Annotated in this window: 11 protein-coding genes; 7 read left to right on the top strand and 4 right to left on the bottom strand. The window is 40.5% G+C overall.

Annotated features, from left to right (window positions below; translation table 11 throughout):
* A complete protein-coding gene (locus AC1XUO_RS07530) occupies positions 1 to 903 on the bottom strand; it encodes a DMT family transporter (protein WP_483329156.1) in 903 nt (300 codons plus the stop codon).
* Positions 904 to 1,035: 132 nt separating this feature from the next.
* On the opposite strand from AC1XUO_RS07530, the gene AC1XUO_RS07525 reads away from it, so the two are divergent.
* The 6 genes from AC1XUO_RS07525 to AC1XUO_RS07500 all read left to right on the top strand — a co-directional run bounded on the left by AC1XUO_RS07525 (position 1,036) and on the right by AC1XUO_RS07500 (position 8,220).
* Positions 1,036 to 2,478, top strand: a complete 1,443-nt coding sequence (locus AC1XUO_RS07525) for an aminotransferase-like domain-containing protein (protein WP_483329155.1) — start codon at positions 1,036 to 1,038, stop codon at positions 2,476 to 2,478.
* 254 nt (positions 2,479 to 2,732) lie between these two features.
* Positions 2,733 to 4,730, top strand: coding sequence for a heavy metal translocating P-type ATPase (locus AC1XUO_RS07520; RefSeq protein ID WP_483329154.1), 1,998 nt, complete (start codon positions 2,733 to 2,735; stop codon positions 4,728 to 4,730).
* Positions 4,731 to 4,985: 255 nt separating this feature from the next.
* On the top strand, positions 4,986 to 5,609 hold the full coding sequence (locus AC1XUO_RS07515; protein WP_483329153.1) for a DUF6134 family protein: 624 nt from the start codon (positions 4,986 to 4,988) through the stop codon (positions 5,607 to 5,609).
* Positions 5,610 to 5,787: 178 nt separating this feature from the next.
* Positions 5,788 to 6,198, top strand: coding sequence for a hypothetical protein (locus AC1XUO_RS07510; protein WP_483329152.1), 411 nt, complete (start codon positions 5,788 to 5,790; stop codon positions 6,196 to 6,198).
* 81 nt (positions 6,199 to 6,279) lie between these two features.
* Positions 6,280 to 7,851 (top strand): serine hydrolase domain-containing protein, encoded by a 1,572-nt coding sequence (locus AC1XUO_RS07505; protein WP_483329151.1) that lies wholly within the window; start codon positions 6,280 to 6,282, stop codon positions 7,849 to 7,851.
* Entirely contained in the window at positions 7,852 to 8,220 is a 369-nt protein-coding gene (locus AC1XUO_RS07500) for a DUF1801 domain-containing protein (RefSeq protein ID WP_483329150.1), read from the top strand.
* Here AC1XUO_RS07500 and AC1XUO_RS07495 read toward each other — a convergent pair.
* From AC1XUO_RS07495 to AC1XUO_RS07485, 3 genes are all read right to left on the bottom strand, one after another.
* Positions 8,185 to 10,038: a M61 family metallopeptidase gene (locus AC1XUO_RS07495; RefSeq protein WP_483329149.1), complete on the bottom strand. Its 1,854-nt coding sequence runs from the start codon at positions 10,036 to 10,038 to the stop codon at positions 8,185 to 8,187. The two genes, AC1XUO_RS07500 and AC1XUO_RS07495, sit on opposite strands and share 36 nt — an antisense overlap.
* Positions 10,039 to 10,174: 136 nt before the next feature.
* A complete protein-coding gene (locus AC1XUO_RS07490) occupies positions 10,175 to 10,900 on the bottom strand; it encodes an esterase family protein (protein ID WP_483329148.1) in 726 nt (241 codons plus the stop codon).
* A gap of 27 nt (positions 10,901 to 10,927) precedes the next feature.
* Positions 10,928 to 11,524, bottom strand: a complete 597-nt coding sequence (locus tag AC1XUO_RS07485; protein ID WP_483329147.1) for a GDSL-type esterase/lipase family protein — start codon at positions 11,522 to 11,524, stop codon at positions 10,928 to 10,930.
* A gap of 150 nt (positions 11,525 to 11,674) precedes the next feature.
* Between AC1XUO_RS07485 and AC1XUO_RS07480 the strand changes: the two genes are divergently transcribed.
* Positions 11,675 to 13,186, top strand: coding sequence for a glycosyltransferase family 39 protein (locus AC1XUO_RS07480; protein WP_483329146.1), 1,512 nt, complete (start codon positions 11,675 to 11,677; stop codon positions 13,184 to 13,186).
* The last annotated feature ends 3 nt before the right edge of the window (positions 13,187 to 13,189 follow it).

Genomic DNA, 13,189 nt, shown 5'->3' with positions numbered 1-13,189 from the left:
TTAAAATTTACGTTGTTGAAGGCCATAACCTGATTTTACGAGAAATACACCGCTCATAGTAATTGCAAAAGCGACAACAGTATACCAAGTCAGCTTTTCCTGCAAAATCATAAAACCTAGTAAAATTGCAACGAGCGGATTGACATAAGCATACACAGAAACAAGACCCGCCGGAAGTTTGGACATTGCATACAGATACGCTCCAAAAGCCAGGATCGATCCAAAACAGATCAGATAAAGCAAAGCCAGCAGAGATGTATTGTTCATAACCGGGATATGGTTCCAGTCCTCATTTAATCCGCTCAAAGTAAATAAGCCGATACCGCCTGTTAGCATTTGAACGCCTGCGTTAAAAAATGAACTGGAATCTGATTTATATTTCTGAGTATACAACCCGCCGAAACACCAGGAAATACAAGAAAAAAGTGCCACGAGTATGCCTTTGAGTCCGTTTTTGTCGTGAACAAATTCAAGGTTATCACCAAAAGTCAGGACCACGCCGATGAAGCCGAGCAACATACCTGCCAGAATCTGCCAGTTCACTTTTTCATTCTTCGTCAGTGTGAGATTGAGAATGATTGTAAAAATCGGAATCAGTGAACAGATCAATGCAGCAAGACTGCTGGGAATATATTTAACCGCCCAACCCACAATTCCTGTCCCGAATGTGATCATGCACAATCCCGGAATTATCTGCAATCGGGCATTGCGCCAGTCCCATTGTTTTTCATTTCCGGAAATAAATAAAAATGCCAGTAATAAACATCCCGCGATTGTGTTACGGATACCCATGAACATAAATGCAGGGAAACCTGCTACACCAATTCTGGCTACGAGATAAGTTGTTCCCCAGAAAAAGCAAACCAATACGAGGGCGGCGTAAGCCTTAAAGTTGGGCTTCATTTTTAAAAAGTCAATATAGTCGATAAATGATTTTGCAAAAATTCCACATTTTAATTTCTGAAAACAGATTCACTTTTTTAAATTAGCAGCATAACAGATAAACCAGTCTGTTATGGAAAGTGTAAGACAAATATGCAGGATACGATCGTCAAAGAAGATTTTCTTTACTCAGCGGTTGCGGAACGTTTTGAAAATCAAATAGAAAATAACATACTCAAAACGGGTGATAAATTAATGTCGCTTCGTGCACTGAGCAAAGAACAGGGCATTAGTATCAGCACTGCCTATAAAGCCTATATTGAGTTGGAAAATAAAGGTTTTATCGAGGCCCGTCCCAAGTCCGGATATTTTGTACGTTTCAGCCCTTCGCAGTATTTAAAAACACCGGAATCGCCAAAACCTGCTTCGGGTTTGGTGAAAGTGAATGTTGAAGAAATGTTGAGAATTGTATACAAAACGATCAGTAAAGATGGGATCGTGAAGCTGGCAACAGCTACGCCTTCAAGTGAGCTGATTCCGGAAGCAAAGCTGAACAAGGCGATGATGGAAGCAATCCGCCGGAGTCCACATAGCTGTACCGCTTATGAAGACGTCCAGGGAAATCTAACACTGAGAAAACAGATCGCGAAACATGCCTTCAACTGGAACGGAAATATCCGGCCGGACGATATCGTGACTTCCCAGGGCTGCATGGAAGCACTTGGGTTTTGTCTGAAAGCTGTGACACAGCCCGGCGATACGGTTGCTATGGAAAGCCCGACCTATTTTGGAATATTTAATGTGATGATCAGTCTGGGGTTGAAGGTTTTAGAAATTCCGACTGATGCCGAAACCGGTGTAAATATTGAATACCTTGAAACCGCTTTGCAAAGCAATACTGTGAAAGCTTGTCTTTTTGTCCCCAACTTTGGGAATCCTTCGGGCGGCCTGATGCCTGACCATCGAAAAAAACAGTTGGTAGAACTTCTGGCGAAACATAAGATCCCGTTAATTGAAGATGATATTTATGGCGAAATGTATTTTGGAAAAACCCGCCCGAAAACCTGCAAAAGTTATGATAAGGAAGGAATGGTGATGTTATGCTCGTCGATTTCAAAAACCCTCGCACCAGGTTATCGTGTCGGCTGGTGCATCCCGGGAAAGTTTATGGATAAAATAATCAGCATAAAACTCAACAGTACTGTCTCGTCTGCAACGCCAACACAGGCAGCCGTAGGGCTATTTTTTGAAACCGGTCGGTATGATCTGCACATGCGAAAAATGAGAAAATCGCTTCACACCCAATGTTTGCGTTATACCCAAGCAATCTCTGATTATTTTCCAAAAGACACAAAAGTCAGCCGTCCGCAGGGAGGATATGTTTTATGGATTGAAATGAACGAGCAGGTGAACGCATTTGAACTATTTGAAAAAGCTTTAAAAGAAAATATCAGCATCGCACCGGGGCAGATATTTAGTACTGATGCACGGTTCACAAATTATATTCGAATAAGTTTTGGCGCGCCATACAATGATTCGATTGATAAAAGTCTGAAAAAACTTGGCAAACTCGTGGAGTCTTTGAGCCGATTTTGAAAATACAACAAAAATAGAAAAAAAATCTAACATCAAAGTTTACAGCGAGTAAAGATAAGTTCCTCTAAATTAATTTTTTACATAATATTGATAGATTAAAAAAGCATGCAACAATAGTGCAACTATCTGATTTACAGCACATGTAACCCTGTTGCACGCTATATCTGGCTATCTTTGTGCTAAGTTTGATAACAACGTTATTTGATACATAACCAAACTGAGCTGGCTGCATACTCAGTTTTTAATTCTATTACATGAAAGAGGAAACCAGCACAAAACATGTACACATTGAAGATGACTGCTGCGGTGCAGAAAAGACATCAGGCCATACGCATCAACCGCACGACCATAGTGATCACGATCACGGTGACCATGACCATGATCACGGAGGAGATGAAAACGCAAGCCTTTTGCTCAGCAGATGGACACTTTGGCTTAGCTTAGCCATACTGGCTGCTTTCCTGGTTGCTACCTTTATTTTCAATATTGAAGTCAACAGATACTTCGAAATCGGGTTGATGCTGTCGGCCTACTTGCTGGCAGGATACAAAACGGTGATCAGGGCGTTCAAAAAAGTTGGACGCGGAGATTTTTTCAACGAGTTTTCCCTGATGACCATCGCAACATTTGGAGCCTTTTATATTGGCGAATTTAGCGAAGGCGTTGCGGTAATGATATTTTACGAAATTGGAGAATTAATTCAGGACCTTGCCGTAAGCAAATCCAAACGTTCGATCAAGGCACTTCTTGACATTCGCCCGGATGCTGTAACTGTTATCAGAAACGAACAGAATCTGGTAATGTCTCCGCTTGAAGTCAAACCGGGAGAAAAGATTCTGGTGAAAGCAGGTGAAAAAGTAGCGTTAGACGGAATTCTGATTTCTGGTTCTGGCGTTTTTAATACAGCCGCTTTGACTGGTGAGTCAAAGCCAAGCACAAAAACAAAAGGCGAGAGTGTTTTTGCTGGTATGATTAATGCTGAAAAGGCAGTTGAGATAGAAGTCAACGCCTTATTCAAAGATTCAAAACTTTCGCGTATACTTGAAATGGTTCAGGATGCGACGGCAAGAAAGGCGCCTACACAATTGCTGGTCAGTAAATTAGCCAAAATTTATACGCCCATTGTATTTGGTCTTGCCTTACTGATCATTCTCGTTCCGTATTTTTTTGTACAGAATTATGAGTTCCAGCAGTGGTTATACCGCGGGATGGTTTTTCTTGTAATTGCCTGTCCCTGTGCTTTGACCATATCTATTCCGCTTGGTTATTTTGGTGGAATTGGCTTAGCTTCCAGAAATGGTATCCTTGTTAAGGGGTCAAATTTTCTGGATGTTGTTACCGGAATTGACACGCTGGTTTCAGATAAAACAGGAACACTTACGAAAGGAGTTTTCAAAGTACAGAAAGTTGAAACCGTCATGGAACGTGAGAAATTTCTAAACTTTGCAGCGTCTCTGGAACAGTATTCTACTCACCCGGTTGCCAAAGCAGTTGTACAATATGCCGGAAATATGACCCTCGCAAAAGCGATTGATGTGGAGGAATTTGTCGGACTTGGACTTAAAGGTAAAATTGAAGACAATGTTGTGCTTTGCGGAAACGCAAAGCTGATGCAGAAGTTTTCAGTCAGTTTTCCTGCTGAACTTGGAAGTATTGCAGAAACGGTTGTTCTTGTAGCTGTTGACAATGCTTATGCAGGATATCTGACAATTGCTGACGAAATAAAAGATGATTCTGCACAGGCAATAAAAGAACTGAAAGCGCTTGGTATTAAAACGATTATGCTTTCCGGGGACAAGCAAGCGGTAACTTCCAGCATTGCGAAACAGCTGGCGATAGAAACAAGTTACGGCGATTTGCTGCCGGAAGATAAAGTCAGGATCGTTCAGGAATTGAAGGATCAGGGAAAAAGAATAGCTTTCGTAGGTGATGGTGTAAATGACGCGCCCGTTATAGCCCTCGCAGATGTGGGAATTGCGATGGGCGGCCTAGGCTCCGATGCTGCAATTGAAACTGCCGATATTGTGATTCAAAACGACCAGCCTTCCAAAATCGTTTGGGCAATTAAAGTTGGGAAAATTACAAAATCGGTTGTTTATCAAAATATCACACTTGCCATGGGCGTCAAAATTCTTGTAATGGCGCTAGGTGCCGGTGGAATTGCGACCCTATGGGAAGCTGTTTTCGCGGATGTGGGCGTTGCACTACTAGCCATTCTCAACGCTTTCAGAATTCAAGGAAAACGCTTGTAGTAAACCACAAGACGTTATCTAAAAAAAGAGGAGTTTGGTTTTAGGATCAATCTCCTCTTTTTCGTTAATATCAATTTTTTTCATCTTCGAATTTCTGCTTTTCCGTTTGCTCAAAACTTTATTAATTTAGAAAACAGATCTTTAATTTTGTTATTACCCAGCAATACCAATTTATATTGGCATACTAATTGCAACGGCTATGTATTCCAGTGACGCAACGTCGTTATAAAACCTTAGTATCCAATTTCCAGCGTTATGAAGCGAAAAAAGAATCAAACATATATTCAAAACGCGATTAAACTAGCTTGCGTCGTTTTACTTTTCCTTGCTGTATCGAACGGTTATGCACAACAGCATAGAAATTATTCTGTGATTTGGCGCGGAAAAGAGGTGGGCTCGTTGAAGGCAACATCCCAGAACCACCCGCAGGGACAGATGTATTCAACAAACAGTGAAATGAATATTCAGATGCTTCTATCATTTCATATTCAGTCGAATATCACAAATTTATTTTCAAACTCTCAGCTGAAAGAGGCTCAGGTACAGAGGTTTGTGAATAAAAAGAAAAAATTGACAAGTACTACACATTTCAATCAAACCCATTACGAGTTAAAAAAAGATAAAGACGATGTTGTTAAGTTGAAGAGCAACATTCCGGCAACGGTAACTTGGTTATACTTTAATGAACCTATTCAAAAAACAGAGATTTACTCTGAGACTTTTTTAACGTTTTTGAAATTTAAACAAATCGCAGCATCTGTTTACAAAACTACGCTTCCTGATGGGGATGTTATGACATACACATATCAATCAGGAATTTTACAGCGTGTTGAAATCGAATCCGGCTATGGTGACTTTGTTTTTAAACTAAAAATCTAAAATGTTTTAAACCAAAATGTTAGGGTAAAATATCTCATTTTGTCCGGAATTAATACAAGTTTTCAAAAACAAAAAAGCATTTTGATACGTTATCATAAACCAGAAATTATGAAAATGTCGGCGTGCCAGGGATATCGGGTATGATATTTTTAAAGGAAATGTAAACCAACCGATCGTTATGAAGAAACTATTATTTTGCATGATTGCCTTAATGGCTTTCCTACATTTCAGCTGTTCGCGGGAGAAGGCCATGGACAGCGACGTGGAAGCAAATAATGAGGTGCAGATCAGAATTAAAAATGCCAGTTTGCTCCCATTTCAGAACATCGAAGTGAATACAAGCGGAGGAATAAACAATTTTGGCAACCTGCCTGACAGTCAATTGTCTGAATACAAAACATTTAATTTTGCTTATCCATACAGCTTTGTAAAATTACAGATCAATGGAGAACCTTATATCATTGAACCAATCGATTATGCCGGTCTGAATCGTTTGGAAAATGGAAAATACACTTACGAGATCAGTCTTGATCCGGAAGGCAATCAGATTTTCATGTCGCTTCAAAAGGATGATGTAGCTGCAAATTGAGGAAATTTTGTGAGGTAACGGATAGCATAGATTGTGGATTCTGTTACCTTCACTAATAATTTTATCCTCAATTACTACACCATGAAAAGGTTTACGCTCCCTTTGACCTTCCTTATTTTGTATGGCGCCCACGCCCAACAGGCGCAGGTCAAGCAAAAAAATGCAACATCAACCCATTCTCAAACGTACGAGCCACCCGTTTTTGATGACAAAAACCGTCTCGAAAAAATTAAAGCGGCGATTCCGGTTGTAGAAAAAATGTATAAGGATTACGCCCGGAAGAACAATTTCCCGGGATTAGCCTTTGGTTTGGTTGTTGATGACCAGATTATCTACGCTGACGGATATGGTTATACCGACCTTGATAAAAAAATAAAAACATCAGACAAATCGCTTTTCCGCATTGCTTCGATGAGCAAAAGTGTCACAACGATGGCAATTCTTAAATTGCGGGATGAAGGAAAGCTTCGCCTGGACGATCCGGCTTACCTGTACATTCCGGAATTAAAGTCAATGCCTTTGTTAACAGCAGATTCTCCTCCGATCACGATCAGGAATCTTATGACGCATACAGCAGGATTTCCGGAGGATAATCCCTGGGGCGATCGGCAGCTGGACACAAAAGATGAAGCGTTGCTGCAACTGATCAAGGAACATCTTTCGAACTCTAATGTTCCCGGTGTCCAGTATGAATACAGCAATCTCGGCTTCGCGATGCTTGGGAAAATTATTGGGAATATTACCGGCATTTCTTATCAGCAATACATTACCGACAATATTTTCAAACCGCTCGGCATGAACAGCACAGTTTGGGAATATACCAAAGCTCCGTCAGATTTGCTGGCGCATGGATACCGCTGGGAAGATGAGAAATGGAAAGAGGAAGAATTACTGCATGACGGAACGTATGGTGCCATGGGAGGAATTATCACTTCCATTGAAGATTTTGGAAAATACATGGCGTTTCATCTAACTGCCTGGCCGCCGAAAAATGATAAAGAAACCGGACCGGTAAACCGCAGTTCCGTCCGTGAGATGCAGCAGCCTTGGGCATTTAACAATTTAAATACAAAGTTCAAATACCCGGATGGTCGTACCTGCGCCATGGTGAGCAGTTATGGTTACGGTCTGAGAATCAGCAGAGATTGTGACAACAAATTATTTGCGGGTCATACTGGCGGTTTGCCTGGTTTTGGGAGCCAGTGGTGGATTATGCCTGAGTATGGTATCGGCATCATCGCGAATGGGAACCTCACTTATGCAGGCATGAATACGGTAAACTTCGCGGTCATGGACACGTTGATTTCTATTGCAGGCCTAAAACCGCGCCAGTTGCCCGTCTCCCCTATTTTGAAACAACGAAAAGATGAACTGGTCAAGCTTTTGCCGGATTGGTCGGGTGCTGAAAATTCGAAGATTTTTGCTGTTAACTTTTTCCCTGACAAATCAATTGCAATCAGACGAAGAACCAGCCAGGAAATTTTTGCAAAAATTGGTAAGATCAAAAAAGTAGGTGAGCTCATTCCGGAAAATCAACTGCGCGGTAAGTTTAATATAGACGGAGAAAAAGGAACTGTGGAAATATTCTTTACACTCACGCCGGAAAATCCTGCACTTGTTCAGCAACTGGACGTGAAGGAAATTGTAAAATAAATGAAAGAGACGGATAATTATTTCCTGCAAAAGGACGAACCTGTAAAAAGCTGCCTTTCTGCGCTGCGGCAGATTATTCTGGATAGGAATTCGAATATCACCGAAGCGTGGAAATACAGGATGCCGTTTTTCTGCTTTAAGGGAAAAATGTTTTGTTACCTGTGGATTGATAAGAAAACCAACTTTCCCTATTTGGGGATTGTGGAAGGAAAAAGGATCGATTACCCTGGACTTGTCCAGGATGATCGATCCAGAATGAAAATTATAAAGTTTGATCCGACTGAGGATCTTCCGCTTGCAGTTATTCATGATATTCTGGATGCTGCAATATTATTATATACCAGTGGGATCGTGAAAGTGAAAAGTTAATTTTTCACTTTCACGATCCAGCCATTTTTTTCGAAAAGAAAACATTTCTTCCATCACAGGCAGATTTAGTTTTTCATTTGGCAGAACCACAAGTCTGGGATTTTCGATCAATTTCAACATGCCCATCTTCGTTGCATCGCGGTGAACAAATTCTATACTGATTTCGTCCCCAGGCCGGTGTGAAGACAAGATTGTTTTAATGTCGTCATCCGATTTTACATATTTCCCATCCAACTTTAAAATCTGGTCGTCGATGTCAACGCCCGCATCATACAGGGGCGTGTTGACGATGGTGTTCGCAGCGATTACCAATTCCGACTTCTCCTTGAAGCGGGTATTTCCAATCCAGGCTTGTCCCTCAAATTCCTTTTTTAGAGTCATACCGCCTTTTTTGAACAATGGCGCATAATCAAAAGACTCATGTCCTAATACATATTTTCTAAAAAAGTCAGCCGCAAAAACTTTGTCTCCTGTCACTGTTTCCAAAACTTCCTGCAAATCCGGGACTACGTAAGGCTTTTCAGTTTTTCCAAATTTCAGCCATACTGCTTTCATGTACTGATCCAACGATAAGTCTCGGCTCAGCAATTCCAGGTCCAGCGCCATTGCAATCGACGCTCCGTAAGGGTAATAGGAAATATACGTGTTTGGGTAATTGGTCTTGTCAACGGCGACACCTGCATCAACAAAAACTGCCATGCAACTTGCGTCGGCTGGCGAAAGTCTTTTTGCGCCCGGAGTATTTTCCTTGGTATTAGCCAAGGCACTGAACGTTCCCGCCATATCATCCAGATTTCTAAAACCAGCTCGTTTCAAAAGCAGTTCGCCATAATATTGGGTGAAACCTTCGGCAAACCAAAGCTCACGGCTCATATTACTCTTCTCATAGTTAAACGGTTCCAAACTTTTTGGGCGGATGCGCTCAACATTCCAGGCATGAAAAAATTCATGTGCAAAAACGCCCAACAGGTTATCCGAACCGTCAAATTTTACAGGCAGAGCAATCATCGTACTGTTGCGATGTTCCATTCCATCACCTTTGACATACGGGTTGATACTCGCCAGAAATGTGTACTGACCGTAATCGAATGAAGGAAATTCACCGAAAACCGCCCCGCTTTCTTCTGTGATCTTTTTAATTTTATCAGCAAATGTAGTTGCTCCGGCATCATCAGAATCGATTTCCAGCGCAATTCTGAAATCAAGATTTTTGTTATCCGGATTTTTCAGCGACCATTTTTTTACAAATAATTTTCCAATTTTGATGGGAGAATCCATAAAATATTGTAGATCCGGCGCGGTGAAAGTGTTCGTTTTTTCAGTAGGTTTTAACTGCGTGGCAATCGTCCAGTCTTTTCCGTCTGGTAGTTTAAAATTCACTTCAATCGGCGCATTTTGTAACTCTTTCACCCACATAAAAGTCGCAGGATTATTTAACTGGATGCTATTTTGATCGATACCGGCGTATGTTCCGTCCGGATGATTGGCATACAATGTGTAGCGTACTTTGGCATAACCATCCGAGGTAACAACCTGGTATACATCGCCGTCCATGCGCGTTACCGGTAAAACTTTTCCAGACTGATCAGAGGCAGCGACATCATAAATATTTTTCCCAAATTCATGCGTGGCATAACGTCCGGGTGAAGACCTGCTCATGCGGAAGGTCAATTGTTTTTGAGAAACACCGGAAACAGAAACCTCAATCAATGCTTCGTGATGGACAATATTTGGAAACGATACGTCGTACTTTATTTTTTGAGCAGAAACAGTGAAAATTGTAAAAAAGAGAAAGGCAGAACTTAGGTACCGGATCATTTTTCAGGCTTATTTAATTGTAAGAATAACCCGAAGATCGAAAAAAAGAAGTTTGAAACAAGAACAGTAGAACGAGGAAAATTTACCGATAGGCTAAAACTGTTTTAAATTCTGTAAAATATCAGATTTATTAAAATTATAAATAAAGCTTCACCATTTGTCGCCAGTATCTCGGTCGGTGCGCCTCTTCATTCCATTCGTAAAACTGATGCGGGATTTTCAGGTTCTTTAAAGCATTGCTCAATTCACGGTTATTTTCCAGAAATTGATCGTCCAGGCCAATCACCAGAATAATCTCCATTTTCTTTATTTGTCTGACGATCCGTTTATCTGATAACATAGCGATGAAACGGGTCGGCATGTTATAATAAATTGTGTCATTGAAATAGCCGTCAAACAAGTCGTCAAAAAACGGTAGGGATATAGTCAGATCATAACGTGCGCTCATCCCGACAACTTTTGTGAAAAGCGTTGGGTGGCGAAACGCAATATTTACGGCATGATATCCCCCTAAACTACATCCCGCAGAAACCAACCGCTTGTCTTTATTTTGTTTTCTGATAAAAGGGATAACTTCTTTAAGGATATATTTTTCATATTGACCGTGACGTAAAATACGGTGTTCCGGCTCTGCATCGGAATAAAAACTCTCGTTATCAATGCTATCCACACAAAAGATCTGCACTTTGCCAGCCTCGATTTTTTCGCGCATAGCCTCAATCACTCTCCAATTTTCAAAGTCATAAAACCTTGCTCCTCTGGTCGGAAAAAAAATTACCGGCTCTCCAATATGGCCAAAAACCAAAAGCTCCATATCCCTTTCAAGCATCTTGCTGAACCACTTATGGTACGCTCTTTCCATTATGCCCCAAAAATTGTTGGTTAATATTTATTTAATCCGGCTAATATTTTTGTTGATCACTTCCTTCCAAACCTCATATCCTTCTTTGCTTAAATGCAATCCATCATCCTCAAAAAGCACCTTCTTAGGATATCCTTCTGCATTCAGGGTTTCCGGAAAAATATCAATATAATGTTGAAATTCGTTTTCCTCCGTCACCGCTTTAATCAGCGCATTTGCTGATTTGATCTGCTCAATAATGTTCCAGCGTTGCAGGCTCGGTTTTATCGAAATGAACGTGCATGGAATATCTCCAAACTTTTCTCTGATATTGAAAACGAGCTGACGATAAAAAAGGCAAACTTCTTCCGGCTGTCTGCCATCGCCAAGATCATTGTCACCGGCATAAATAAGTATTGATTTTATGGATGTCAAGGGATCGAAAATACGATCAAAAAACCAGGCACACGCAGCGAGCGTTGATCCTCCAAAACCAAGGTTAACCGGCTTTAAATCTTCAAAATCAGCATATAAATTTTCCCACAATGTAAAAGTAGAGCTGCCATAAAAGACAGTTTCAGGCAAATATTCTAAATTCGATAAAACTTTTTCAACCCTTAAAACTTCCTCTTCGTACCAAAACATATTTACTCAACTATTTTTACTTACTATATACCACTCTTACCAAAGATATAGGAATGATGTTAACTCCCGGTTAAGTTTATGTCATTATTATAAAATATAAATTTATCGTCACGGCAATTCAAATAAATTAATGCCTAAAACTCCTTATCCTTGAAAAAAACATATATACTTCTATTTTTTATCGTGTTGAAATTTGCCATTCAATATGCAATTATCGGTCCTGAATATGATTTGCACCGGGATGAATACCTGCATCTCGACCAGGGAAAACATCTTGCATGGGGCTATCTGTCGGTTCCTCCTTTTACTTCGTGGCATTCGTGGCTGATAATGGCTTTGGGGAATTCAGAATTTTGGGTGAAATTTTTTCCAGCTCTTTACGGAGCACTCACTTTACTGATCGTCTGGAAAGCCATTGAGATCCTGGATGGTGATTTGTTTTCCTTAATTCTCGGAGCAACAGCGATTACTTTTTCTGTACTGCTCAGGATCAACATGTTGTATCAACCAAACTCGGTTGACGTCTTTTTCTGGACCTTGCTTTATTATACACTTTTAAGATATATTAAATCAGAGAACAATGCCTGGCTCTACGCAACGGGAATCGTTCTCGGTTTTGGGTTTCTTAATAAGTACAACATACTTTTCCAGATCATCGGGCTTATTCCTGCTTTATTGATTACGAATAAAAAAATTTTCACAAACAAACATTTATACTTCGCTGGTGCGGCAGCATTCCTGATTGTTTTGCCCAATCTGATTTGGCAGTACCAAAACGATTTCCCTGTTGTTCACCACATGAAATTACTCTCAAAAACACAGCTTGTGAATGTGAAAATCAGTGACTTTTTGAAAGAGCAGATATTGTTTTTCATGGGTTCAATTTTCGTTCTGATCGCTGCCTTTTTATCATTTTTCCGATATCCGCAATTCAGAAAATATCAGGTATTCTTTTGGGCATTTGTATTTACGATGGGACTATTTATTTTCCTGAAAGCCAAAGGTTATTATGCAATCGGACTATATCCTATCTTTCTGTCTTTCGGATCAGTCTACATCGGGAAATTATTAACTTATAAAATTAAATGGCTTCGTCCGGTAACTGTGGCGATAATTTTGCTTTCGTCTATAATCCTTTTCAGAGTTGGCTTTCCGACCATCAGTCCGGAAGAGATGTCCGAAAACTCACAACGTTATAAAGATCTTGGATTATTGCGGTGGGAAGATGGAAAAGACCACGCGCTGCCACAGGATTTTGCGGACATGCTGGGATGGAAAGAATTAGCCGAGAAAGTGGATGCGACTTACGAAAAACTGGATGACAAATCACATACACTGGTGCTTTGCGACAATTACGGACAAGCCGGTGCGATCAATTATTATTCAAAATATGGTATTCAGGCTGTTACGATGAATGCTGATTATATTAATTGGGTACCGCTTGATGAAGAAATTACGAATGTTATCCTTGTACAGAATGCGGATGATGACGATAAAGAACGAAAAAAAGAACAGCCACTGTTCGAAAACATCTCGCTGACTGGTAAAGTTGAGAATAAGTATGCGCGTGAATACGGAGCAAGTATTTATCAGCTGGTTGGTGCCAAAGTTTCAATCAATATAATAATTAAAAGTGACATCGAAGAAAATCGTTGGCATTGATAA

The sequence above is a fragment of the Dyadobacter sp. HNCC25DJ186 genome (assembly GCF_056895235.1).
The sequence above is the reverse complement of the archived record's forward strand: the minus strand, read 5'-3'. Positions and strand labels throughout refer to the sequence as shown.